Source organism: Chitinimonas violaceus, assembly GCF_052601015.1.
In genome coordinates, this window is sequence record NZ_JBQXDJ010000028.1 from 15,971 (window position 1) to 40,630 (window position 24,660).

Annotated in this window: 18 protein-coding genes; 9 read left to right on the top strand and 9 right to left on the bottom strand. The window is 53.4% G+C overall.

Annotated features, from left to right (window positions below):
• Nucleotides 1-6: 6 nt before the first annotated feature.
• The 5 genes from efp to ACUHMQ_RS11270 form a co-directional block, all read right to left on the bottom strand.
• On the bottom strand, nucleotides 7-570 hold the full coding sequence (gene efp / locus ACUHMQ_RS11250) for an elongation factor P (RefSeq protein WP_445295555.1): 564 nt from the start codon (nucleotides 568-570) through the stop codon (nucleotides 7-9).
• 122 nt (nucleotides 571-692) lie between these two features.
• Nucleotides 693-1,844, bottom strand: coding sequence for an elongation factor P maturation arginine rhamnosyltransferase EarP (earP, locus tag ACUHMQ_RS11255; protein WP_445295556.1), 1,152 nt, complete (start codon nucleotides 1,842-1,844; stop codon nucleotides 693-695).
• An 85-nt stretch (nucleotides 1,845-1,929) separates the two neighbouring features.
• The gene (mltA, locus tag ACUHMQ_RS11260) at nucleotides 1,930-3,093 is read right to left on the bottom strand and encodes a murein transglycosylase A (RefSeq protein ID WP_445295557.1); all 1,164 of its coding nucleotides are present in this window, start codon (nucleotides 3,091-3,093) and stop codon (nucleotides 1,930-1,932) included.
• Between the two features lie 109 nt (nucleotides 3,094-3,202).
• The gene (locus tag ACUHMQ_RS11265; protein ID WP_445295558.1) at nucleotides 3,203-4,210 is read right to left on the bottom strand and encodes a porin; all 1,008 of its coding nucleotides are present in this window, start codon (nucleotides 4,208-4,210) and stop codon (nucleotides 3,203-3,205) included.
• Between the two features lie 282 nt (nucleotides 4,211-4,492).
• The gene (locus tag ACUHMQ_RS11270) at nucleotides 4,493-5,518 is read right to left on the bottom strand and encodes a porin (protein ID WP_445295559.1); all 1,026 of its coding nucleotides are present in this window, start codon (nucleotides 5,516-5,518) and stop codon (nucleotides 4,493-4,495) included.
• Between the two features lie 368 nt (nucleotides 5,519-5,886).
• Here ACUHMQ_RS11270 and ACUHMQ_RS11275 point away from each other — a divergent pair, with 368 nt between their 5' ends.
• Together ACUHMQ_RS11275 and ACUHMQ_RS11280 are read left to right on the top strand one after the other, a co-directional pair.
• Nucleotides 5,887-7,104, top strand: a complete 1,218-nt coding sequence (locus ACUHMQ_RS11275; protein WP_445295560.1) for a multidrug effflux MFS transporter — start codon at nucleotides 5,887-5,889, stop codon at nucleotides 7,102-7,104.
• A 128-nt stretch (nucleotides 7,105-7,232) separates the two neighbouring features.
• Complete coding sequence (locus tag ACUHMQ_RS11280) at nucleotides 7,233-9,347, top strand: acetyl-CoA hydrolase/transferase C-terminal domain-containing protein (RefSeq protein ID WP_445295561.1); 2,115 nt, start codon at nucleotides 7,233-7,235, stop codon at nucleotides 9,345-9,347.
• Nucleotides 9,348-9,452: 105 nt separating this feature from the next.
• Here ACUHMQ_RS11280 and ACUHMQ_RS11285 read toward each other — a convergent pair whose 3' ends face one another.
• From ACUHMQ_RS11285 to amaB, 4 genes are all read right to left on the bottom strand, one after another.
• Complete coding sequence (locus ACUHMQ_RS11285) at nucleotides 9,453-10,325, bottom strand: transporter substrate-binding domain-containing protein (RefSeq protein WP_445295562.1); 873 nt, start codon at nucleotides 10,323-10,325, stop codon at nucleotides 9,453-9,455.
• A 303-nt stretch (nucleotides 10,326-10,628) separates the two neighbouring features.
• Nucleotides 10,629-12,635, bottom strand: a complete 2,007-nt coding sequence (locus ACUHMQ_RS11290) for a M13 family metallopeptidase (protein ID WP_445295563.1) — start codon at nucleotides 12,633-12,635, stop codon at nucleotides 10,629-10,631.
• A gap of 403 nt (nucleotides 12,636-13,038) precedes the next feature.
• Nucleotides 13,039-15,288 (bottom strand): glycoside hydrolase, encoded by a 2,250-nt coding sequence (locus ACUHMQ_RS11295; protein ID WP_445295564.1) that lies wholly within the window; start codon nucleotides 15,286-15,288, stop codon nucleotides 13,039-13,041.
• 473 nt (nucleotides 15,289-15,761) lie between these two features.
• Nucleotides 15,762-17,327, bottom strand: coding sequence for an L-piperidine-6-carboxylate dehydrogenase (amaB, locus tag ACUHMQ_RS11300; RefSeq protein WP_445295565.1), 1,566 nt, complete (start codon nucleotides 17,325-17,327; stop codon nucleotides 15,762-15,764).
• Nucleotides 17,328-17,646: 319 nt separating this feature from the next.
• Here amaB and ACUHMQ_RS11305 point away from each other — a divergent pair, with 319 nt between their 5' ends.
• The 7 genes from ACUHMQ_RS11305 (at nucleotide 17,647) to ACUHMQ_RS11335 (ending at nucleotide 24,654) form a co-directional block, all read left to right on the top strand.
• Complete coding sequence (locus ACUHMQ_RS11305) at nucleotides 17,647-17,910, top strand: PepSY domain-containing protein (RefSeq protein ID WP_445295566.1); 264 nt, start codon at nucleotides 17,647-17,649, stop codon at nucleotides 17,908-17,910.
• Nucleotides 17,911-18,114: 204 nt separating this feature from the next.
• A complete protein-coding gene (locus ACUHMQ_RS11310) occupies nucleotides 18,115-18,825 on the top strand; it encodes a phosphatase PAP2 family protein (RefSeq protein ID WP_445295567.1) in 711 nt (236 codons plus the stop codon).
• A 304-nt stretch (nucleotides 18,826-19,129) separates the two neighbouring features.
• Nucleotides 19,130-19,798 (top strand): response regulator, encoded by a 669-nt coding sequence (locus ACUHMQ_RS11315; RefSeq protein WP_445295568.1) that lies wholly within the window; start codon nucleotides 19,130-19,132, stop codon nucleotides 19,796-19,798.
• Nucleotides 19,795-21,117: an ATP-binding protein gene (locus ACUHMQ_RS11320; RefSeq protein WP_445295569.1), complete on the top strand. Its 1,323-nt coding sequence runs from the start codon at nucleotides 19,795-19,797 to the stop codon at nucleotides 21,115-21,117. The genes ACUHMQ_RS11315 and ACUHMQ_RS11320 overlap by 4 nt, the downstream gene beginning before the upstream one ends.
• Nucleotides 21,118-21,627: 510 nt before the next feature.
• Nucleotides 21,628-22,296, top strand: a complete 669-nt coding sequence (locus ACUHMQ_RS11325) for a MarC family protein (protein ID WP_445295584.1) — start codon at nucleotides 21,628-21,630, stop codon at nucleotides 22,294-22,296.
• A 217-nt stretch (nucleotides 22,297-22,513) separates the two neighbouring features.
• Nucleotides 22,514-23,833: a hemolysin family protein gene (locus ACUHMQ_RS11330; protein WP_445295570.1), complete on the top strand. Its 1,320-nt coding sequence runs from the start codon at nucleotides 22,514-22,516 to the stop codon at nucleotides 23,831-23,833.
• On the top strand, nucleotides 23,833-24,654 hold the full coding sequence (locus tag ACUHMQ_RS11335) for a segregation and condensation protein A (RefSeq protein WP_445295571.1): 822 nt from the start codon (nucleotides 23,833-23,835) through the stop codon (nucleotides 24,652-24,654). The genes ACUHMQ_RS11330 and ACUHMQ_RS11335 overlap by 1 nt, the downstream gene beginning before the upstream one ends.
• Nucleotides 24,655-24,660 lie beyond the last annotated feature (6 nt).

A 24,660-nucleotide genomic window follows, 5' to 3' on the forward strand; every position in this document is an offset into this window, starting at 1 on the left:
GAAGGCTTAAGCGCGCTTCTTGAATTCGCCGGTACGGGTATCGATTTCGATCTTGTCACCGATTTCGATAAAGGCCGCAACGGGCAATTCGAAGGTGGTGCCCTTCAGCTTGGCGGGCTTCATTACTTTGCCTGAAGTGTCGCCACGTACGGCAGGTTCGGTGTATTCGACTTCGCGCACGATAGTAGTGGGCAATTCAACCGAGATGGCTTTGCCTTCATAGAACACCACTTCGCAGACATCTTCCATGCCGTCGACGATGAAGTTCACGGTATCGCCAACGTTTTCTGCTTCAACTTCATACTGGTTGTATTCGGTATCCATGAACACGAACATGGGGTCGGCGAAGTAGGAGTAGGTGCATTCCTTCTTGTCCAGCACGACCACGTCGAACTTTTCGTCAGCCTTGTACACGGCTTCCAGACCTTGTTCGGTCAGCAGGTTCTTCATCTTCATCTTGACGACGGAAGCGTTACGGCCCGACTTGCTGTATTCAGCCTTGATCACGACCATCGGCTGACCATCAACCATGGCAACGTTGCCGGCGCGGAGTTCTTGTGCGGTTTTCATGCGGGTTAGTCCTGCGAAAGGGGTAAGCGTTTGATAAAACGCAGCATTATAGCCGTGAGCCGGATAACTCCGCCACTTTGCCGGTATGTTGAGCGTGCTTGGGTTGCCCAGCTTTCATTGAACTAACCAGGTTGGCTCAGTTTCCCAATGGCGAAATTGGCCAGTTGTTGCATCAGGTCTGTCTGCTGGGCAAGTGTGTTGCACCAATGTTGGCTATGGGTGGCAAAAAAATTGCGTTCGCGCCAAAGAGCCTGCCAGTGGGTCACTGCGCTGATCGGGTCGTTCCGGTTCCAACTGTGCCAGAAGGCTGAAAGTGTATTGCACTGCACATCCGGCAGGTCTGCAAGATAGCGCGCCAGAAATGCGTCGAGCTTCACGGTATGCGCGTCTTCTTCTTGTGGGTAGATATGCCACGCCATGGGGCGTGCCGCCCATTGCGCCCGTACGAAGGAGTCTTCGCCACGAACGAAGTTGAAGTCGCATGCCCATAGTAAGCGATCGTAGTCTGACTGGCTCAGGAAGGGTAGGGCGACGAGGGTAAGCTGGCCGCGTTGTAGGCGCTTACCGTGTACGAAAGCCTCATTGAGCCAAACCTCTACTTGGCGGCGAGGTTTTCCGTCCGCAACGAGCAGGCATATCGGTTCCCCTGCTGTCCAGTGTGCCAATAACCCAGGTAAAGCCGCGTTGTCGTAACAAAACAAGGAAATAAGCGGTTTGGCAGGGTCCGCCGCTTCCAGATTCAAACTGTGTAACCAGTGGTTGCGTGCGGAGATGTCGGTCTGAAATACATCGCGCTCAGCAAGCAAGCAGGCTTCGCGCAGCAGTCCCCCCGTTGCTTTGTTGAACCCGGGGAAGAAGAAATGGTGGGTCAAAGGGAGGCGCGGGTGACGTGACCCAAGCGCGTGACAACTTTCAATCCAGGCCTCGGCAGATAGGTAATCGAGGTTTATCCAGATCGGTTTAGGCTCTGTGGCAACCATCGCGTTCAGGAAGTCATTAGGCGGATTGCACGCAAAGGCTTCTATTACTACTTGTCTGGGTATCACTGCCGGAAATGGTGTGGTCCAATGCCGGACCTCAACACCATCCAATATCTGTGTTGCTTTGTTGGTATCCAGCTGTGTGTGCAGGATTTGAAAAGCAGCCAGATCATCCACCCAAAGCCGTACCGGTTCGCCGCGTTCATGCGCCAATTGATGGGCAAGACGCCAACAGACGCCTATATCGCCGAAGTTGTCGATGACAGTGCAGAAGATGTCCCAGGAGAGTTGCATGTCGTGCGATAAGGTGTTGTTGGAGTGATCAGCATCGCATTGCTGCGATGCTTGTGGCCAGCGCTCTACGTGTCTGTTTGCCGGGTCAAGTTTTGGGTAAGGCAACCCCTTTTGGCCAAATCAGCCAGATCTGGCCTTGCTGCTTCATCCGGCCAGCGAGTTGGCCGGCTTCGTTGCCAAAACCCCAGAAAAAGTCGGCACGGATCGGGCCGCGTATGGCGCCACCAGTATCCTGCGCATGCATCAGCCGATTCAGTGGTTTTTCTTCATTGGGCCAGCTGGTGGTCAGGTAAACAGGGCTGCCTAATGGAACAAACTTGGGATCCACCGCGACGCTGGCACCATCGGTAAGCGGTACATTCAGGGCGCCGATGGGACCCCCGTCGGCATTGGGCAACTGGCGGAAGAAAACATAGCTTGGGTTGGCATCCAGCATGGTTTTTAGGCGGGCAGGATTGGCTTTTGCCCATGCCTTGATTCCTTGCATCGAGGCTTCGTTCGGCTTGAGCTGGCCCTGGTCGATTAGCCATTTACCAATGGACTTGTAGGGATGGCCGTTCTGGTCGGCATAGCCTACCCGCATTAGGCTGCCATCTTCCAGTTGTACCCGGCCCGAGCCTTGCACTTGTAGAAAGAAGGCTTCAATTGGATCGTCTGCCCAAACGAGCGCCAGCCCAGCTGTAGGTGCCTTGCCTGCTTCGATATCGGTCCGGTTCCAATAAGGGACTACTTTGCGGCCTTCCAGTCGGCCACGCAGGCGTTGGCCCTTCATATCTGGGAAGTTGTCCCCGAGGTCGATGATCAACAAATCGTCCGGTACGGCGTAAATGGGGGCTCGGGTAGGGGAAGCTTCCTTGCTGCCCTTCAGCAAGGGTTCGTAATACCCGGTAATCAGCCCGCTCTCCTTGCCCTCACTGGTGGTAATGCGATAGGGCTGAAAGCGGGACTCGAAGTAAGTGCGAATGGCTGCGTCATCGTCCGCTGGTAATGTGCGCGCTTCGGTACAGACTTCTTTCCAGCCGGCGCGATTGGCGAGTTTGCTGCATGTTTTCAACCAAGCAGGCCAGCTGCCTCGTAAATTCTCACCCGGCCAATTTGGCAGATTGGACCAGTTAGCAGCATTGTAGAGTGCGGTAATGGGAGCTGGTTTAGTGCCATTGCCACAGTTGCAATCGGCTGGTTTGCTGGGTGGTGTGGCACAACCGGCCAATAGGATCAGGGCAAGGGTAGGGATGAGGAGATGACGCATAGGAGCTCGTGTTCAGCGTGGAATTTGCGAGCTTACCGGATAGAAGCCCGCAAATAAAAACGGGCATGCGATGCATGCCCGTTTGATCGTGCAGTAAGACTGGTTACGATCAGAATGCGTGCAGAGCACCCACGCCGATGTAAGTCGTGTCTTTGGTCGTACCCTTGTTTGCGTCACCAGACACTTCGGCTACCAGAGCGGTACGCTTGCTCAAGCTGTGCTTGGCACCGACGCTGTAACGGACGAAGTCGCTGTCAGCCAGCTTGACGCCATTTGACTTCAACTTGTCGTTGACGATGACACCAGCGCGCAGATTGGTAGCATCAATCTGGTATGAAGCAGCCATCAGCAGGCTGTTACGCTTGGTGTTGTCAGCAGCCACTGGCGAATCCACCTTACCGGCTTGGAAGCCCAGAGCAACGGTGAACGCGTCGATAGCATAGGTGCCTGCCAGCAAGAAGGCACTATGGTTAACACCATTGGCACCCTTGTTGTTTTGCTTGGCGTAAGCAGCGCCCAACTGCATCGGGCCCATTGTGTAACGGCCAGACAGGGCTGCGCTGTCAGAAGACTTGGTGTTCGTGGCGCTGTTCTTGTTCTCACCTGCGCCGATCATGGTCGATACGGTGAAGCCATTGATGCTTTGCGAATCAAAGCGGATGGCATTGTTCCAACGGGAGTCAAGAACATGACCATCTTTGGTGGTTTGCTTGTTTTCCTGAGCAGCCAAACCGTTGGCCAGGTCGACATAGTTGTCGAACCAGTCAGCAATATTGGTGTAAGGGGTCTTGCCGCGACCTAGACCAATCTTACCGAAATCGCCTTGCAAGGCAACCCACGCTTCGCGCGATCCGAAGCTACCTTCTGTAGCATCGTCAGGACGAATCTTGGTTTCAACTTGGAACAGGGCCTTCAGGCCATTGCCGAGGTTTTCTTCGCCCTTGATACCGATGCGCGAGCCGGTGTAAGCGGAATCAACTTTCATTTGTTTGGTGGTGCCATCATTTTTGTACAAGCCAGCGACGTTCACTTGGCCATACAAAGTAATGTTGTCATCAGCAAAAGACGATACGGAAAGTGCGCCCAGAACGGCTACAGCAATCACGGTATTACGCATGGTTTGATTCTCCATTTTCGATTTCATTCGGGAGCCTTGTCCGAGACCCAGGCGGGCGCAGTCTGTAGCCGGAGGTCCCTATCGTGCAATACCGAAAACCCTTATATTCGAGTTTGATTAGCCGTGTATTTGCCTTTTTACAACACTTCTGAGCGATAAAAATAAAAAACGGATGCGCATGGCATCCGTTAGTTGTGCAGCTTCTGACTAGTACTACCGCCTACTGATGTTACATCAGCAGGCAATGACCTAGCTTCAGATAGAAGCTCTAGAGCTAGGTTCTTAGTAGTTGTGGCGTATAGCGATACCAAACACGCGTGGATCCTTGCCTGCAGCTGGCGCGAACTTGTTGTCGCCGGTTTCAAACTTGGCAACCCCTGCATTCTCGTTCTTGATTTGCGCCAGATAGCCATACAACGTACTGCGCTTGCTCATCGCGTAGTCAACCTCGAGCGCCATGAAATCCGCGCCATCCTTGGCGTTGCTGGAAGTTTCCTTAGTCGTGGCGACGGATGCTTTCAACGTAATTGCGTCCATCTTGTAGGCACCGGCCAGCATGAAGGCGTCAGTCTTTTTCCCGGCATCATTGTCAATTTTGCTATATGCGCCGCCGAAAGTGATGTCCCCCAACTTCATGCCGGCAATGACCTTGATGGCATTAAAGTCTTTGCCCAGAGCGACAGCATCTTCCTTTGCATAGTAGGCGGCACCAACGTTCCACATACCAGCATCGTATTCTCCGGAGAATGAATATTCCTGCTTGTTGGTACCACCCTTGACCTTGGCCTCATCAGGTGCGTAAGACGCGCGGAGCAAGAAGCCGCTCATGTTTGGGCTGTGATATTGAATAACGTTTTTCTGGCGAACATGGGCGTTGGTACCCGACACTGGGAAAGTCGCCTTGCCATGGATAAATTGCTCCATTGCATCGCCTTGGTTCCACAGCAGGCTGACGTTTCTATCCAGTGATTTGAATGGAGAGTCGTAATTTCCCATCAATACGGTACCAAAGCCTCCCTTCAGGCCAATGTAGCTGTTACGCGTTGCAAAGTTAGCTGCGGTAGCTTCGTCTGGTGAGACAAGGGTTTCGATTTGCCAAACGGTTTTCAGACCGTTATTGAGGTCTTCTTCCCCTTTGAAGCCAATACGCGATGCAAAGTTTTGCACGACCATACGGTTGGTGGTGGCGTCATCATTCGATTCCACACCCATATCAAGGCGGCCGTATAAGTTGACGGTGCTATCGTCAGCAAAGACAGGGGCGGCAAGTGCACCGAATACGGCGAGGGTGATCAATTGCTTTTGCATCTTGGATTGACTCCGTTGGTTATTATCGAATCGCTGCAATGGTTCGTGACCCGTCCAATTATGGGCAGCAATAATGGGATTTATACGAATACAGCGTGACAAATCGATTACAAAACCCACATATGTAGTCCAAGAGCAACACTCCGGCGATAAAAGACTGGTATATAAACATCACTTTCCAGAAGTTATGATTGGGAATTAATTAATAAATTGATTAATAAGGTATGTAGGTATATGTGGTAACGGTTGATGACTGATATCAGTTTTGTCCGTTGGTAATACCTGTAACTGTCTCGGTTCATTGCTGACAGGCCTCGCTAAAATCTTGATATGCCTATCGCAGGTTAATTGAGCTGAATACCCAATCTATGTCTTCCAGTCGTACCGAAACTTCCCGCACCGGTTTTGTTCTGTTATTGGCCGGTCTGGCTATGTTTGGACCATTTTCAATCGATACCTTTTTCCCCGTATTTCCGCAGATGGAGCGGGCATTTGGTATTGGCCCCATAGAGATGCAACAGACAATCAGCGTATATCTGTTGGCCTATGCCTTGATGTCTTTATTGCATGGCCCGCTGTCTGACGCGCTTGGTAGACGCATGGTGGTGTTGGCCGGTGTCGGAATATTCACGCTGGTGTCGATCGGTTGTGCGTTCTCTAGTTCGTTGTGGGAACTTTTGATCTACCGCGCTTTACAAGGTGCTTCTGCTGGTTCGGGCATTATTGTTGGCAGGGCGATTGTGAGAGACCGCTTCCATGGCCCGGAAGCGCAGCGGGTGATGTCTCGCATTTCCATGGTGTTTGGAGTGGCGCCGGCGATCGCACCGATGATTGGCGGATTGATTGGCAGCCGCTGGGGGTGGGAGTCCACTTTCGGATTTCTGGCTGTGTTTGCGTTGGTACTGCTGGTAACTTGTTGGCGTTGGCTGTCCGAAACCCATCCGGTTCAAGCGCGTTCACCACTCGATCCTGTGCCATTGTTCGGGCGTTATATCGACATGCTGAAGGATCGTCGTTTTACCTGGTTATGCTGGTCGGGCGCGCTTAATTTCTCAGCCTTATTCATCTATATATCGTCAGCCCCCGCATTTGTGTTGACGCACCTTCGCTTAGGCGCAACAGAGTTTGGCTATTTCTTTGTCCCAGTCATCACTGGCATGATGACGGGATCCTATCTTTCCGGTTGGCGGGCAGGACGACATAGCCCGGCATCGAATATCCGGCTGGCTTATTTCGTGATGCTGGTGGCGGGGGGGGTGAACCTTGCCTACTTTCTGGCTGCCCCCCATATACATTGGTATTGGGCAATGGCCCCTATCATGGCGACGGGGGCTGGTATTTCCTTGGCGTTTCCTACGCTCACCATACTGGTGCTCGACCTTTATCCGAATGAGCGGGGTACTGCTTCCTCACTGCAGTCTTTTGTACAACTGATGACCAGTGCCTTGGTTGCGGGCGTACTTTCCCCCATGCTGGCTTCACGTCCCTGGACTTTGGCATCAGGGTCGGTTGCAGCTACCGTGTTGGGACTGCTGTCGTGGCATAAAGCGCAAAAAGCAGGTGTGAATGCCGAACTGGTGACATGATTGGTGGTCTAGTTTGATGGCGTTTAACGATTGGAATGAAGATATGCTTGAGGAAGTCACCCGATATTTCAGTAAGAGAGAGGGGGCTTTAGAGTAGCTATCTATGACCAGCAGAAGGAAGCCCCTTAGTGCCTCAAGTGTTTGACCGAATCGAATCTGCCGTTGACGCTGTGCTGGCCCGTATTCCTGGTGATATCGTATTGGGTACGCCATTGGGGATCGGCAAGCCGAATCCCTTTTTGAATGCCTTGTATCAACGCATCAAAGCCAATCCGCAACGCAGGCTGAAGATTATTACTGCGTTGTCGTTACAGAAGCCGGTTGGTGGCAGCGATATTGAGCGGCGCTTTCTAGAGCCCTTTGTGGCGCGGGTATTTGGGGATTATCCCGATCTGGATTATGTGACGGACCTGCGCGCCGGGCGTTTGCCAGTCAATGTGGAAGTGCTGGAGTTCTTTCTCAAGACGGGTGACTACCTCGGTAATCAGCTTGCCCAACAGCACTATATCTCCACCAACTACACGTTTGTGGCACGTGATATGGCGCTGCATGGCGTGAATCTGATTGTCCAGGCTGTGGCGCAGCGTGAGTCGGAAAGTGGAATGAGCTGGTCGTTATCCAGTAATCCGGACCTGACCTGTGAGCTGGCCGAGCGCTTGGCCGCGATTGAGGGACATCAGCTGACAGCTGTCGGTGTGGTCAATGATGCCATGCCCTATATGAGTGGCGAGGCTGAGGTGAGGGCGGACTTTTTCGATTTTATCGTCACCGACCCAGCTGGCAGCCATGACCTGTTTGCGCCGCCTAATATGAAGGTCACCTTACAGGATTACGCAATTGGCCTGCATACCAGCAGCTTGGTTGCCGATGGCGGTACTTTGCAGATCGGTATTGGGGCATTGGGCGATGCGATCGCCCAGGCTTTGATTCTGCGTGATCGGCATAACAGTGATTACACAGATTTACTGAGTTCGATGTGTGGTGGTGAACTGACAGGACGTGAACTGGCTACTTTCCGACAGGGGCTGTATGGTTGTTCGGAAATGTTGGTCAACGGTCTGCTGGCTTTGTTAGAAGCAGGGATTCTGCGCCGTGAAGTGTATGCCGACGCCAGTCTGCAAGCGCTTGTGAATGCAGGCCTGGTAGGTGAGAGACCCACTATTGCCGGTTTGCTGGCGTTGTACGAAGCAGGCCGGATCGCGTCGCCATTGCGTGCTAGCGATTTGACATTCCTACAGTGCTTTGGCTTGATCAAACCTGAGGTGACACTTGAAACCGGGCAATTGTGTTTGGCGGGACGCCAATATGCGGCGGTGCTTGATGACCCAGCTGCATTGAAGGCAATCGAGCGGGATTTGCTGGGTGAGCATCTGCTTGGCGGGGTGGCCTTGCATGGTGGCTTTTTCCTTGGCCCTCGTGATTTCTACCAGCGGTTGCGTGATATGCCCGAGGCGCAGCGAGCCAAAATCGAGATGCACCGTATTGATTTCATCAACCAGTTGTACGGCCAGGAGACCTTGGCCGCGGCACAGCGGTGTAAAGCGCGTTTTATCAATACCGCCATGATGGTGACCTTGCTCGGCGCTGCGGTGTCGGATGGACTCGATAATGGCCAGGTGGTATCTGGTGTGGGTGGCCAGTACAACTTTGTTGCCATGAGCCATGCCTTGCCGGATGCCCGTTCGATTCTGATGTTGCGAGCAACACGCGAACATAAAGGCGAGCTGCATTCCAATATTGTCTGGAACTACGCCCACACCACCATCCCGCGCCATCTGCGCGATATTGTGGTGACCGAATATGGCGTGGCGGATTTACGGGGGCAATCCGATGCCGAGGTGGTCAAACGCCTGCTGGCGATTGCCGATAGCCGTTTCCAGAATGAGTTGATGTTGAAAGCGATGGTGAATGGCAAGCTGGAGGCAGATTATGTATTGCCAGAAAACCAGCGCCACAACCTGCCAGAAACATTGGCGGCCAAGCTGTCACCGTTTCAGGCTAAAGGCCTTCTGCCAGATTTCCCCTTTGGTACCGATTTCACCGACGATGAGCTGGCCATAATCGATGCTCTGCAGAAGATGCGCCAAGCCGTAGGCAGCCCGATGGAGTTACTGGGCATGGCGCTCAAGAGCCTGTTTGCTGATAAGGAAGCGCCAGAGGGATATCTGGAGCGGCTGGGTCTTGATGAGGCGCGCGACTTAAAGAGTTTGGTAATGCGGCGAATATTTGTTGGTAATCTATGAGATGTAAATGGGCTTAAAAAGCACAATTTCTTACATCAATTAATAAGCCCGATAAATTTCTTAGCCAACTTATTATGTAATGATGGATTGATTGGGTAGGTTGTGTTATTTAGCAGCCCCCTTCGTTCCAGGGTGAAACCAAAGCCGTTTATTTGCAAGGGGTGTTCCAGGAGGTAACTGTGGGTTAGTCAACTGTATTATTCTGCGCCGCCCGAGATTCGCAAGTTCGATTGCGGAACCATAATATTTTTGAAAAAGGGCGTCAAAGCTGCCGTCAGCTAACATCATATTCATACCAAGTTCAATTCGTGTAGCCAGCTTGGGGTTCTTTGGCGTTACAAAGAAATAAAAGGGGTAAGGGTAGTACAACAACAAGTCTTGCTCAACAGCGAGCTTGGATAACTCGGACCGCATGCTTTCATATTCAGGGAAGATTTCATTCACACCCCTAGAGTAAAAATCGATATAGGCTTTGTTGACCATCTTAAAAAGATCTTCATATGGGGCAATCGTGATAGGGAAACCGGCAGCTCGGTAAATTGGTATATCACCCCATCCTGGGCCAAGCCCAAATTTAAATTGTGTTAAATCTTTTACTGTGTGTACCTCAGACAGTTTATTTTGCTGATCAGACCGAATTAAGCCGATTCGGTAGCCAAGCAACCCCTTTTCCAGTGGTATACGGATGGGGATCAATTTCGTCTCCCGCTCTATCGAGCTAGCTCCCCAAACCACGTCGATGTTATTGCCAATTTCGGCCTCTGCAAAATAGCGAACCTCATTCATTTCCATGGTAGTTGGGTACATGGTATAGGCACCATATTTGGAAACGGTTCGGTCAAGCGCAGTTCGAAGCAATTCAACGTAAGCTGTATAACGTAGGGCATCTCCGGGGTACCGCACTTCGGTCATTTCTGCTGCCTGAATTATTGCACTTCCCATTACGGCCAATACTATCGCTATTACTTTGGCAAACATAAAAGCCCCCCGAGTTTGTGAGCAAGGAATGAGCAAACTGCTTATGTCAGTATAGGCATAACCGGCTCCACTCGTTTTTTAGCTTGGCGGACGCCTACGCTATTTTTGCCATCAAATGCTGCGCTACGCGACGTTGTACTTTATGAGCCTGTTTGGGCTGAAGTCAGAACAATCTGGCGATATGTCTAAGTAGCTATCTACAGGGCGTAGTGTTCGGGCCAACACGTACCTAAAAAGTACGTGGTGGCACTAAGCGGCACATACGCCCTGTTTCCGCTAGATAACTAAATAGGGGGCTTGTTATCACCAAATTCGGATACGTTTCGCGGGTGGGCGAAACATATTATCGGTGGCTTTGGTGCCAAATGCAGTGTGATAAGCGTCGGTATTGGTTACCGGTTGATTGGTACGGAAGACATCCGGTGCATGCGGGTCGCTGACGATGAGTTGTAGCAGCATTTCCTTACGCATTTTTTCACGCCAGGACGAGGCATAACCAATAAAGAAGCGTTGGTCACCCGTGTAACCGTCGATAACTGGTGCTTCCTGGTCATTCAACGACAGCTGGTAGGCCTTGTAAGCCACCTGCAAACCCGAAAGGTCGGCGATGTTCTCGCCCAATGTCAGCTTGCCGTTGACGTGCCGACCAGGCAGCGCTTCCAGGCTATTGAAGTCTTTCACCAAACGCTTGGTGAGCTTGTCGAAGGCGGCTTTGTCTGCCTTGGTCCACCACATACGCAAGTTACCATCACCATCGTAATGCGCGCCGCTGTTATCAAAGCCGTGGCTGATTTCGTGACCAATCGTGGCGCCGATATTGCCGTAGTTGACGGCATCGTCCACAGTCGGGTCGAAATAGGGCGGTTGCAGGTATGCGGCCGGGAAGACAATCTCGTTCATACCGGGGTTGTAATAGGCATTTACGGTTTGTGGCGTCATGCCCCATTCAGTACGGTCTACAGGCTGACCGAGCTTGTTCATCTGGTAGTGATGATGGAATGCCGCACCACGCTGCGCATTGCCCAAGGCATCCCCAGCCTTTACCTCCAGGCCGCTGTAATCGCGCCATTTATCCGGGTAGCCGACCTTCACCGCGTATTTGGATAGTTTCTCCTGAGCAGCCACTTTGGTGACTGGGCTCATCCAGCTGAGTTCGGCAATGCTTTTTTCGAATGCAGACAGCAGGTTTTTTACCAGCGTATCGATCTTAGCTTTGGTTTCAGGCGGGAAATACTTGGCGACATAGAGTTTACCTACCGCCATACCGAGATTACCTTCCACCATGGACACCCCCCGCTTCCAGCGAGGGCGCATCTCGGTGGCGCCGGTGAGCGTTTGCGCATGGAAGCGGTAGTGCGCTTCGACAAAGGCTTGGGGCAGTACCGGCGCAAAGCGGTCGAGCAGACGGGCTGTTTCATAATCTCGCCACACCGCGATGGGTTCACTGGCGAGCAGGCGGGCGACAGCCTTGGCATAATCGGGTTGCCCGAGGTTCACCGCTTCGACCTTTGGCACATCGGCATGGGTAAGCAACATCGACCAGTCGATGCCCGGTACCGTACGTGCCAGTTCGACCAGGCTGCGCTTGTTGTAGGTTTTTACCGGATCGTATTCGTCTTCTTTGGCCCATTGCGCATGGGCCAAACGGGTTTCAAAGGCAATGACGGCTTTTGCTTTGGTAGTGGCATCTTTGGCTTCACTACCGGCGAGCACAAACAGAGTTTGCAGATAGTCCTGATAAGCCGCGCGCGCTTTGCGCATGGTGGCATCGTCTTGCAGATAGTAGTCACGGCTAGGCATACCCAGGCCGTCCTGCCACACCTGCAACAGGTAGCGGCGGGAATCGCGACCGTCTACTTCCGTGTCCAGCATCAGCGGCATGTTCACGCCGAATACTTGCAGTGCACCCATCTCGCGTATCAGGTCGCTACGCATTGTTATGCCTGCCAGCCGGTCGAGCATGGGCTGAAGCGGTTTCAGGCCCAAAGATTCGATCGTGGCTTCATCCATGAAGCTTTGGTAGAAATTGGCAATCTGGCGGGCAGTGGGGTCAGTATCGGCGGATTGGGCAGCCTGCTCGACGATTTCGCGTACATGGCGCTCCGACTGATCGCGCAACTCGCCTGTGGCGCCCCAGCTGCTGCGATCGGCTGGTATTTCTACGGTTTTTTCCCAACCACCATTTACAGCTTGAAAGAGGTTGTCCTGAATGCGGACGCTTGTATCGAAGTGCTGAGGATAAATCCCCGATGCTGGGCCTGCGATGGCAGTCATCGACATAATGGCGAGCGCGACTTGGCGCAATGGCATGTAATGCTCCTCCTAATTTATTTACTGACCACAAAGTGCGTGTGATTGATGCAGCAAGGAGGGCGGATTCTAGGTGTAGCGGCTGGCCAAACTATTTCAGCATCGCAAATTTGTGTCGGACTGTTGCAGATATGCTCACCACTAAGAACCTGTTTACGACTTGTAGTGAGCAGTTGTCAGCAGGATGAAGCGCAGCGCAGAAACCGAAATGTACTTTTGTACATGAGGCTGCGAACTTATTGGTGCGAAAGCACCGTAGCAGTTCGGCGTCCCCTTGCGGGGGCTTCCAAGCAGCACATGAGCCCTGATTACAGCTGCGCAGCAATATCGTAGATAGGTTCTAAGCGTCTGCGTTTCAACAGACGCCTAGCTTGCAGTTCAAAGAAAGGAGCGGATGGATGAACTACTTGGCAACGTCTGTACGGCGCGTTGGCGAATAATAAACCGCTTTCTGTCCAGGACGGAGTGCTACGAGGCTGCTAGACGGAATGGCTGTGTCACTGTCCAACGTGAATTTCCGCGTCGTGAAGTTGGCGATAAGCCGCGTGCCGTCGGCGAATGTTGCTTCTTGTACTCGTTTATCCGGCGACAGCCACCGAAAACCAACCAGTGCTTGCGTGGCCAATTTCTCATGTAACGGGCGGAAGAAACGTTCCTGCTCTTTAAGGTATGGCAGGCGTTGTGCCAGCGTATCGACGTTCAGGTGCAGTAATGGCGGCACATTGTAAAGCTGTTGCAGCAGCTCACGTTCGACAGTCACCTCAGGGAATTTCAGGTTGTCGTTGCCCCAATGGTGTGTGGTGATGACTGAGTCGTGAAAGACCGCTTGATAGAGCGGCAGGCGATTCGCAGGATTGAACAGCACGCTGCGGTACGGGGCTTTGAGCGGCACCGGTTTGAAGAAGATGGTGGGCTGTTCGTGCGGATAGTAACCCCCTAGGAAATAGGGCGATTTCTTATCCTTATACATGGCGGGGTCACCCCAGCCGAACACGGATGTCTGCATGCCATGTGCAAATGCAATGCCGCGTACGGTGGTGGCATTGCCGCCCTCTGATCCTAACGGCATCTTCATTTGCTGGCTTACCACGCGCTGGCTTGCCACATAGCCCTCTGCCACCGCAGCCTCGTCATGCTTGCGTGTAGGGGCAAAGTCGTCAAACACCATGCCCGCAGCATAGGCATCAAGAAACCAGCTATTAAAGTTTGTTGCTTTCTTTATTGCTGTAATCCGTTCGGTAAGCAGGGGTCGCACACACTCCGGATTGGTGTAATGCCCACTTTTCTGAAAACCTGCCCTGGGTTGACCATCGGCTTTGATAATCGCGCAGCGTTTGTAGACATCTGCGCCTAGATGGGCGGTGTTCCAGCTTGGGTCTTTGGTCAACGGCAATGCGGTTTCGTATGAGTCGTAAGGGCCGATCAGGTAACCTGCGTCAACAGCAGTCTTGATGGCTTCCGGGTGCCACAGACCGCCTTCCCACGTATCAAGTCCAATCCACAGGCGCGATAGCCCCGCCTTTTGGATGCTGGCGAAGGTGCGTTGCGATACGCCACTGCCCCAGCTCGCAGGATCTTTACCCAGAAAAGTGCCAAACTCCTGTGCGACCTGTTCACGTATATCGGCGTAGGCCGGGGTGATAGCAGCGACCTTCATCTCATCTTTCTGCCAACGTTGCCGTGCCAATGCCAGCAGTCCCAGATTCATTTCCTCCAGTAGCACCCGTTTTTGGTAGCGATCCGGCTGCTTGGGCCAGTCGGCCACTAGCGTCTTTACTTCCTGGCTTAAATTGGGGAGTAGAGCTTTGGCCAAAGGGCTATTGCTTTTCAGCTGGTTTGCGAGGCCAGTCCAATCAGTCACATCGCTTGCCGAGAGTAGGCCGGCACCCCAAAGGTAGACATGGCTGGCACCGAGCAATTTGCGGGTATCCGGTTGTGTTGCCAGTTTATCGGCCATGGGTTCAAACCGACCTTCTGTTTTTAACCATTCGCGGTAACGTTTGGCTCCCGCCAATACATCGGCCTTGCCCAGGTGAAGCAGAGCCTGCATGGGTTGCTTGACTGCCAAAGGCGAAAATTTGTGCGATACGCTGAGTGCAATGCCTTCTTTGCCATCGGGGCTGAAAACTAATCGATTGTGGAAGGGGTTGATGAGTAGCCAATTCAAGGTATGGCTACCCTGATCAAGCCCCCATAACGGCAGGCTCAATTGTTCGCTGCTGTCGAGTTCGCTGACATTGTTCAAAAGATATTGTCGCCACTCACCGTTGGCATGCGCTGCATAAATACCTTCACTGATCGGGAGCATCATCCCCTCGCCGATTGCACTGTCGGGTTGCTTCAACCAGGTCAGCTCACCGGCTTTTTGCGCAGTGGCGGTTACTTTGAGGTCGGTATCGTCGAGCTCCAGCGTCCAGGCGTGTTGTGGCCACTTCCAGCTGGCGCGTTGTTTTGTCTGTGTTAGCGCGGTGACGGGCTGCGTTGTAACGCCTTGATTGATTAGGCGTGCTTTTTCGCCTTTGGCAGTTACTTTCATTGTCAGGGTGGCGGGGTCGACGCTGACCTGCCATTGGTTATTTTCCAGTACAACCTCGGCGTGGAGGGTACCCATGAGCAAGAGGCTTACCCACGCAACTCGTTTCAACTTGAACATCTGGTGCATTCTTTTAACTCTATTCGGGAATTAGAACCTTGGTATTGACCCGGAGCCAACGGGTTGGTGCCCAAGGTATTTCCCTGTCATTTTGAGTACCAGATATGTGGTATGGGTCAAGAACCTGTTTACGATCTTGTTGTACAGCCATGATCAGGGTTTATGTGCTGCGCGAAAGCCTCATGTACAAAAAGTAGATTCCGATTTCTGCGCTGCGTTTTACCTGGCTGACGGCTGCTCGTGGTGGGTCGTAAACAAGTTCTGAGAACCTATTCAAAGTCTCGCGAGCTGGAGCGAAACAAGGTGAACACAACCAAGAGAGTGGAGTGTGCTTATTGTGAATGAGCATTCCGAGAATGTTTCACCGCCGTATAGCTGACGCACAATAGACTAAAGGCAGATTCTAAGCGAGGGAGACACTCTCAGCCTTTGTATGGCATCCAGGTAATATTAATTGGATTTGCGAGCTCTATTTACCCGCCAGGCAATTCAAACCGTACGCCCTTCGCGAGAGGGAGGGTGTCGCCATAGTTGATCGTATGGGTTGCGCGGCGCATATAGTTCTTCCAGGCGTCCGAACCCGACTCCCGCCCGCCTCCGCTGTCTTTTTCACCGCCAAATGCACCACCGATTTCCGCACCGCTGGTACCGATGTTGACATTGACAATGCCGCAATCTGACCCGGCCGGGCCGAAGAACAGCTCAGCTTCACGCAGGCTGTCGGTGAAGATGGCGGAGCTCAGCCCCTGGCTGACTTCGTTATTGAGGTCGATGGCGTCGGTCAACTCCGCGTAGGGCATTACATACAGAATCGGTGCAAAGGTTTCTTCGCAGACGATAGGTAGATTGCCCGGCACGCTGACGAGTGCCGGTCGCACATAATAACCACCCTCCGGTACGCCGGTTTCAATGCGATGTCCGCCCGTGACGCAACGACCGCCCTGCTGTTCCGCTGCCTGTAGGGCTTGCTGCATCGTCCAGTAGTTATCGGCATTGATCAGTGGGCCCATCAGTACACCATCTTCGCGCGGGTCGCCTATGGGCAGACCGTCGAGCGCTTTGGCGATCCGATCGGTAAGCGTATCGATAATGCTTTCATGCACAATCAGCCGGCGCAGGGTCGTGCACCGTTGGCCGGTGGTGCCGGCTGCGGCGAAGATGATGGCGTGAAGCGCCAGATCGAAGTTGGCGCTGGGTGTAACGATCAGTGCATTGTTACCACCCAGCTCAAGTAGCGACCGCCCTAATCGATGGGCGACTGTTTGGGCAACTGCACGTCCCATATGCGTTGAGCCGGTTGCCGATACCATGGGCAACAAAGGGTTGGCCGCCATCCACTCCGCGGCTTCTCGCTCACCCAATACTAGCTGGCAGATATGGGCGGGCACGACGTCGTTCATTTCATCTACGGTATCTTCAACCAGCCTCTGTACGGCAATCGCGCACAAAGGGGTTCTTTCGCTGGGCTTCCATACGACTGCGTCACCGCACACAAGCGCCAGCATGGTATTCCAGGCCCATACCGACAATGGGAAGTCGAAAGCCGTAATCACACCAATCGCGCCAAGGGGGTGCCATTGTTCCATCATGCGGTGGTGGGGGCGTTCGCTGGCCATGGTCAAGCCATGGAGCTGGCGTGACAAGCCAACGGCGAAGTCACAGATATCGATGCATTCCTGTACTTCGCCTTCCGCCTCGGAGGTCACCTTGCCGACTTCCAGCGTAATCAGCTGGGCGATAGCGGATTTGCGTTGGCGGAGGTTATTGCCGATACGACGTATCAACTCACCACGTAATGGCGCGGGAATGGAACGCCATTTCAAAAAAGCGCCGTGCGCGGCTTCAATGGCGTGTTTGACCACGCCTTCTGTGGCCGGTGTGAATTGGCCCAGCGGGGCAGCATCGATTGGTGACAGCATGCTACGTGGAGGCGCATCAGCATAGTGAGCGGCACCCGCTACTAAGGCAGACGGCCACTGCGGTTCGGCAGCCAAGTCGGACAGATGCAGGTCGGCGATCAGGTCTGGCGGCAGGGGCATGCTGATTCCTTATTAGCAATCGATGCGGTGAACGGGCACCGCAAAACGAAGCTGTCACGGTCTTACTGGGACCGAAGATCACTACAGGTGGTCCGCAGCATTCAAATACTCCATCTGTGTTCCGGCTTCAACGTGGTGCTTTACCTCGCAGACAGCAACTGACGACAGGACGGAAACAAATTCCAAGGGTCTGTTGCGAGCATAGTCTCTCGGCCACGGCTTCTCCAGGACGTGTTGAGTCTGATGGTCTCTTTAAGATTGGATTAAGACTGCAGGCATCTAATTTCAAGCTGTTTATCCGACTTACGAGGAGCGCAGCATGAAAGTCATTTACCCACTGATCGCTTGCATCGTTGCGGCTAGTGCGCTGGCGTCCCCTGAGTGCACCAAGGAGCCCAAATCTAAATGGATGTCGGATACCAAGCTGCAACAAAAACTCAAGGCTGAGGGTTATCTGGTCAAGAAGTTCAAGACCGCAGGTAATTGCTACGAAATCTACGGCCAAGACAAGGCAGGCAGGAAGGTGGAGATCTACTTCAACCCGGTAACGGGGGAGGTGGTGAAGACCAAGTCGGCAACATGATCACAAAGTGTTTCTATCAAATCATTTATTTCAATAACTCAATTGGCTATTCATCTTGCAGCGAGATCAGAGGAATGAACTAAAGAGCATATGAATCTACTAATTCAATCCCAATGCAGAGGTGTGCGGGATTATCGGTCCCGAGCGTTGAATAGCTTGTGGGCAGCGATAGCCCTGGATCTGCATGTTAAATAGAGGGTTAAAATGGGTGCTGCAGTTAGTCGACGTGAATGGATTGGTATGGCGCTGGTCGCCACATTATTGCTATTGGTCTTCGAATTGACGCCACTGGACTTATGGTTTGCAGACCCTTACTACCGAGCTGGGCGTTTCATCGGCGCTGGTAATTGGTGGTTGGAGGTATTCAGTCACCGTTGGGTAAAGTCATTTGTGGTCTTGGTTGCACTAATAGTATGGATACGCTTGGGCATGAGTTGGATGCACACGCGCTGGTCATTGGACAGGCGTCGATGGTTGGCGGTAGGGGTGGCAATGCTATTGGCCCCGTTAGCGGTATCAATCTTAAAACATACGACTGGGAAGCATTGTCCTTGGGATATGAGTCGTTATGGCGGGGTATTACCCTACACGGCCTTGCTGGAAAGTCCACCAGCAGGCGCACCCAGAGGCCAGTGTTTCCCCGCTGGGCATGCCAGTACAGGATTCGCGTTGTTTGCCTTTGTGTTGTTTTGGCGCGGGCGGGATCAGCGCCGGGCATGGCTGGTTTGGTCTTTGGCCTTTTGTATGGGTATGGTGTTAGGTTGGGGCCAGCAGCTGCGTGGCGCGCATTTTCTGTCTCATACCTTGTGGTCTGCCTGGCTGTGTTGGGCAATTTGTCTGGGTGCATTCTCTGTCATTCAACCCGCTAAACCGGTAAGTAGGTCGATAGAGGGGATGGCTTCCAACCCGGTGTGAGAACCTTGTTCACGATTTTGCTGCGCAGCCGTGATAGGACTCATGTTCCCCGATTTACCAACTGGTTTCTGCGCTGCGCTTCATTCTGCTGACGATCGCTCGTGACAGATCGTGGTTAGAGCCGCTAACAAAACCCTTCTGGCGTTGTTGCGCAAGCTTGCCGTACCTACACTGCCTACGCTTGCGCGCCTGGCCAGAATCGCATCGCTGGGTTTTGTTAGCGACTCTTAGTACCCATGTATTTGCTTCGTGGCGCAGGTATGCGGTTATTGCCTGTTGTTCTAATCCAGCTTACTTTTCCGGTATGCGCATACTCCTTGTTGAAGATGATTGTCTCCTTGGTGATGGATTGAGGCTGGGCTTGGCCCAGGCGGGTTTCACCGTGGATTGGGTAAAAGATGGCGTGGCAGCAGATGCCGCGCTGGCCGCCAACGATTTCGCAGCAGTGGTGCTGGATTGGAATCTGCCGCGCCAAGATGGCCTTGCCTTATTGAAAAAGGTAAGGGGCCGACGTGATGACACACCGGTATTGATGCTGACAGCAAGAGACGCATTGGATGACCGTGTTGCTGGATTGGATGCCGGAGCGGATGACTTCCTCATCAAGCCGATTGCCATTGCTGAGCTGGCGGCTCGCTTGCGGGCGCTGACCCGTCGCGCTGCGGGGCGTGGCGAGCCGCTGTTCCGTCATGCAGATCTGACGCTCGACCCTGCTCGGCGCTCTGTGCAGTTGGCGGGTAGGCCGTTGGACCTGTCGGTTCGTGAGTTCGACCTTCTGGCCTTATTGATTGCCCAGCCGGGTCGCCCATTGTCGCGCGAGCAGATAGAGAATGCGCTGTATGGCTGGGGCGAAGAGGTGGAGAGCAACGCGATTGAGGTGCATGTCCACCACTTGCGCAAGAAACTCGGGACAGACTGGATCAAGACCCTGCGTGGTGTGGGGTATGTGCTCAAGCCTGAGAACGTTGCGTGATCACTCGTTCGCTGCGGTATCGGTTGATTGTGTTACTGCTTGGGGTGCTGGCGCCTACCTCTCTCTTACTGGCATTGGTGGCTTATCAACGTAGTGTGCGTGAGGTCGATACCCTGTTCGATCATCAGCTGGAACAGGTTGCCGCCACGCTTTTCCTGCTCGATTTGTCCCAGCTTCAAATTGCCATGGATGCGCCGGGCTTTCAGCATTTTGATGATGATGATGCCTTTGTCGCCCAGCTCTGGTCGGCTGATGGCACCGTGTTGATGCGTAATGAATTTGCGCCGCAGATACCGTTCAATCCGCATCCCCCACGTAAGCAGACTATAGAGATAGACCGCGAGAACTGGCGGGTATTCCGTGTGCAGGAGCCGGTCAGCGGTCGTTGGCTCGGGGTGGCACGCCCATTGCACGAGCGAGATACCCTGGTGGCTAACTTGGCGGCAGGTCTGGTTCTACCCTGGTTGATGTCGCTGTTGCTATCAGTTGGTCTGATCTGGTGGGCGGTTGGGAGAGGTCTTGCACCTCTGACGGAATTATCCCAACAGATTGCTGGCCGCCGGCCCGATGATCTGGCTCCCGTGTCGGTCGATGCGACACCATTGGAAGCATCTGCCTTGGTGAGCGAAATCAACTTGTTGTTGACCCGGGTAAAAGGGGCGTTGGAGAACGAACGCCGGTTCACTGCCGATGCCGCGCATGAATTGCGTACACCATTGGCGGCGATCCGCGCACAGGTCGAGGTGGCGGCAGCCGAATCTGATGCCGAAGTCAGGAAGCACGCGTTGCAGCAAGCGGAGAAGGGCGTGGCAAGAGCAACCCGACTGACCGAGCAGTTGCTGACCTTGGCCAGGTTGGATCACCTGGATGCAGTGCCCGACACGGGGTTGTGCGATCTTGTCATTCTGGCACGCGAGGAGCTGATGGAATTTGCCGCCAGAGCCATGGCCGCAGGGGTGGATATCGCACTTGAAGGCGAAGGTGGGCGGGTTCGTGGCTCTGCTGAGCTGCTACGTTTGGCGCTGCGTAATCTGATCGACAATGCGCTTACCCACACACCTGCCGGTGGTTGTGTGACGGTGAGTGTAATGCAGGATGCGGCTGGTGTATGTCTGACTGTTCAGGATAGCGGAGAGGGGTTGCCGGCAGTAGAACTGGGGCGCTTAGGAGAGCGCTTTTTCCGTGCGGGCAGTCGTCGACCGGGCAGTGGATTGGGCTTGTCGATAGTCCGGCGGATTGTCGTTTTGCATGGTGGCAGTCTGGGCTTCCACAGCCAGTCTGGGCTTTCTGCACAATTGCGCTTTCCTCCACAACTTTAACTGCACAAGCTTGTGAGTCCGGTGTGGACAAGCTGTCTAAGTTGCAGTGGTACAAGAGAAAAAGCGGATTGCCTAAAATTTGAGCGTATGCGGCTGGTTGATCTGAATTCGAGGGAAAGCAGCGTAAATCTGCGTAGATACTGGAATTGCCTGCAGTTGCACACAACTTGGCATGGACAAGCGTGTGGGCGGCATGTGGGTAACTTCATCAAGTATTTGAACGGGTGGGACTTTCTCGTAGAGCCTGTTTTTTAAGCAATCACGAAAAAGACAGGATTCAGCCCGCCGAATGTCTAAGATTGTGAACATGTTCTACATGAAAGCGGTGCTGGCAGGCGCTTTTTTCACAGGTGAAGGCGAACAAGGTTGTGGGCGGGCTGTGGGCAAGTGCGATAAGTCGATGAAACGACGACATTTTTACGCAGTGCTGTATTTTTAAGCAGGCAGGGATTGGTTCACAGTGGCGCTTGCGGATGTCATCATCGCGGGAGTTCATTCTTTGTGGCTTACATGACCGGCGATTTGATCGAGTTTATTAAGAGCATTCTGCTGGTGTTCACCACGTTGCTTCCCATTGTTAATCCGCTAGGCGGCGCACCAATCTTCCTTTCCTACACCTATGGCAGTAACGACCTGGAACGCAAGCTTATTGCCAAACGGATCGCGATCAACAGCTTCTTCATGCTATTGGGTGCGATGTTTATCGGTACCTATGTGCTGAAATTCTTCGGTATTTCTCTTGCTGTCGTCAAAGTGGGCGGCGGACTGGTGGTCGCCGCAGCGGGTTGGCGGCTCTTGAACGCTGAAGAAACCAGTCACGAACCGGCTGGTGATAAACCGGTCGATGGTGCACTGATGCGACGTGCTTTCTTTCCATTGACCTTCCCTTTCACCATCGGGCCGGGTTCTGTTTCGATTGCTATTACGCTGGGTGCTTCGTTGCGTTCACGTGGCGGTATCGATGTGCTGAATCTGGGAGGGGGCGTGATCGGTATATTCCTGCTTTGCGCTGTGGTTTTCTACAGCTACCGATTCGCCAATCGGCTTCTTGCCAGATTAGGGGAAACGGGGATCACCGTATTCTTGCGTCTTTCAGCGTTTATCCTACTTTGCATAGGTGTGCAAATTCTTTGGAATGGTGCTGCAGAATTGTTGCGTAGTGTGGTCAGTGGTGTCTGATTCGCCCACAATTTGTTTGGAAAAGCCTGTGAGTGGCTTGTGGATAAGCCATGCAAGCGATTGAACCGGCAGGTGCCATCTTAGCTTGCCTTAAAATCGGGCAAAGGATACCACTGGGCCTGTTTATGCGGCTGTGTCGACTTCCTTATGCTTGTTCTGCCCATATTTGCAGTCTGCCGGTTACACTACTAGCTTCGTCATCACTTGTCCTTACATAATGGAGATTGCCCTTTTACTCGGATTGATTCTGCTCAATGGTCTGTTTGCCATGTCCGAGATTGCCCTTGTGGCTGCACGCCGCGCCCGTCTGCAAGTCCTTGCCGAATCTGGAGATACCGGCGCCCGTGCTGCCATCCAGCTCGGTGAGAATCCCACCCGATTCCTCTCTACGGTTCAAATCGGTATCACTTCTATCGGTGTATTGAACGGTATCGTCGGTGAATCAGCCCTGGCCGGACCATTTTCTGTCTGGCTCGTCGGGATGGGTATGAAAGCCGAAGCAGCCAGCCTGTTCGCACTGGTGCTGGTGGTGGTCTGTATTACCTATGTCTCGATCGTTGTGGGTGAGCTGGTGCCCAAGCGTATTGGCCAGCTTTATCCCGAACCTATCGCCCGGTTGGTTGCGCGCCCCATGCAGTGGTTAGCCGCATTGACCAAGCCTTTTGTGCGGATGTTGACGACCTCGACGGAGCTGGCCTTGCGTGCTCTGAGTGTGCGCACCGATCAGGCCAATACCGTAACGCAGGAGGAAATTCACGCGTTGCTGGCTGAAGGGTCTGAATCCGGTGCTATCGAGCAACACGAGCACGAGATGGTCCGTAATGTGTTTCGTCTGGATGATCGCCAGATCGGTTCTTTGATGACACCGCGCTCGGATATCGTCTTCCTGGATATCGAGGATGAGCACAAGGTTAATCTGGAAAAGATCGCTGAGACTGACCATTCGCGCTACCCGGTGTGCAAGGGCGGGCTTGATGAAGTGATCGGCATTGCTACCGCCAAACAGATGCTGGGCCAGACACTGCGAGGTGGGCGTGCGGAATTTTCCAATCAGCTGCAGCAGGTCGCCTATGTGCCGGAAACTTTGACCGGTATGGAGTTGTTGGAGAATTTCCGTTCGACAGCCGTGCAGATGGCGCTTGTGATCGATGAGTACGGTGAAATCCAGGGCCTTGTCACTTTGCAGGACTTGCTGGAAGCAATCACCGGTGAATTTAAGTCGCATGACAGCAAAGATGCCTGGGCGGTTCAGCGTGATGATGGCAGCTGGCTGCTCGATGGCTTGATTCCTACACCCGAGTTGAAGGACCGCTTGGCTTTACGCGATGTACCCGAGGAAGATAAAGGCCGTTACCACACCCTTGCTGGTATGTTGATGCTATTGCTGGGCCGTTTGCCGCAAACAGCGGACAAGATCGATTGGGGCGGCTGGATTTTCGAAGTGATGGATATGGACGGTAAGCGCATCGACAAGGTATTGGCTACCCGGGACCCGAGTGCGGATACCAGCGATGAAGTCGAGGCTGGCAGAGATTGATGTCGCACCCGGCTGAACCGATAGCGCTGTTATTCGGCCAGCCGGTTACCGAGCTGCCGAACGATCTGTACATCCCCCCCGATGCCTTGCGGGTGATGTTGGAGCGTTTCGAAGGCCCGCTTGATCTGTTGTTGTATCTGATACGAAAGCAGAACCTCGATATTCTCGACATACCCATGGCGCGGGTGACTGCGCAATACATGGAGTATGTTGATGCAATGCGCGTCCAGCAGTTGGAGCTCGCATCCGAGTATTTGCTGATGGCGGCCATGCTGATCGAAATCAAGTCACGCATGCTGCTGCCGCGTCAGACCATTGCCGAAGGTGAAGAGCATGATCCTCGGGCGGAGCTCGTTCGCCGCTTGCTCGAATACGAGCAGATGAAGCTTGCAGCCTATGAGATCGACCAATTACCGCAGGCTGGACGTGACTTTCTCTGGGCTGCGGTCTGGTTCGATCGCGAAATGGTGGTGCGTCTGCCCGATGTGATGCCAGTAGACCTAAAGCACGCCTGGATGTCATTGCTGGCTCGAGCGAAGAATACGCGAAACCATACGGTACGGCCGGATGAACTCAGTGTGCGTGAGCAGATGAGTACAATTCTCAAACTGTTGTCCAGTGGGCGTTACCTTGAATTTGCCGAGTTGTTCGACACGAGTCGTGGGGTGCCCCTGTTGGTGGTTAGTTTCATTGCAGTACTGGAACTCACCAAGGAGGGGTTGATTGCAGTGACGCAGGCGGAACCCTATCACCCCATCTATGTTTGCCTGGCAGGTGTCGATGCGATGCAGCCATCTCATGACATAAAGTCTGTTGAGTAAAGTAGT

Coding starts and splice junctions, on each gene's coding strand:
- efp (WP_445295555.1), bottom strand. CDS start 570: ATGAAAACCGCACAAGAACTCCGCGCCGGCAACGTTGCCATGGTTGAT.
- earP (WP_445295556.1), bottom strand. CDS start 1,844: ATGCAACTCTCCTGGGACATCTTCTGCACTGTCATCGACAACTTCGGC.
- mltA (WP_445295557.1), bottom strand. CDS start 3,093: ATGCGTCATCTCCTCATCCCTACCCTTGCCCTGATCCTATTGGCCGGT.
- ACUHMQ_RS11265 (WP_445295558.1), bottom strand. CDS start 4,210: ATGCGTAATACCGTGATTGCTGTAGCCGTTCTGGGCGCACTTTCCGTA.
- ACUHMQ_RS11270 (WP_445295559.1), bottom strand. CDS start 5,518: ATGCAAAAGCAATTGATCACCCTCGCCGTATTCGGTGCACTTGCCGCC.
- ACUHMQ_RS11275 (WP_445295560.1), top strand. CDS start 5,887: ATGTCTTCCAGTCGTACCGAAACTTCCCGCACCGGTTTTGTTCTGTTA.
- ACUHMQ_RS11285 (WP_445295562.1), bottom strand. CDS start 10,325: ATGTTTGCCAAAGTAATAGCGATAGTATTGGCCGTAATGGGAAGTGCA.
- ACUHMQ_RS11290 (WP_445295563.1), bottom strand. CDS start 12,635: ATGCCATTGCGCCAAGTCGCGCTCGCCATTATGTCGATGACTGCCATC.
- ACUHMQ_RS11295 (WP_445295564.1), bottom strand. CDS start 15,288: ATGTTCAAGTTGAAACGAGTTGCGTGGGTAAGCCTCTTGCTCATGGGT.
- amaB (WP_445295565.1), bottom strand. CDS start 17,327: ATGCCCCTGCCGCCAGACCTGATCGCCGACCTGCATCTGTCCGACTTG.
- ACUHMQ_RS11305 (WP_445295566.1), top strand. CDS start 17,647: ATGAAAGTCATTTACCCACTGATCGCTTGCATCGTTGCGGCTAGTGCG.
- ACUHMQ_RS11310 (WP_445295567.1), top strand. CDS start 18,115: ATGGGTGCTGCAGTTAGTCGACGTGAATGGATTGGTATGGCGCTGGTC.
- ACUHMQ_RS11315 (WP_445295568.1), top strand. CDS start 19,130: ATGCGCATACTCCTTGTTGAAGATGATTGTCTCCTTGGTGATGGATTG.
- ACUHMQ_RS11325 (WP_445295584.1), top strand. CDS start 21,628: ATGACCGGCGATTTGATCGAGTTTATTAAGAGCATTCTGCTGGTGTTC.
- ACUHMQ_RS11330 (WP_445295570.1), top strand. CDS start 22,514: ATGGAGATTGCCCTTTTACTCGGATTGATTCTGCTCAATGGTCTGTTT.
- ACUHMQ_RS11335 (WP_445295571.1), top strand. CDS start 23,833: ATGTCGCACCCGGCTGAACCGATAGCGCTGTTATTCGGCCAGCCGGTT.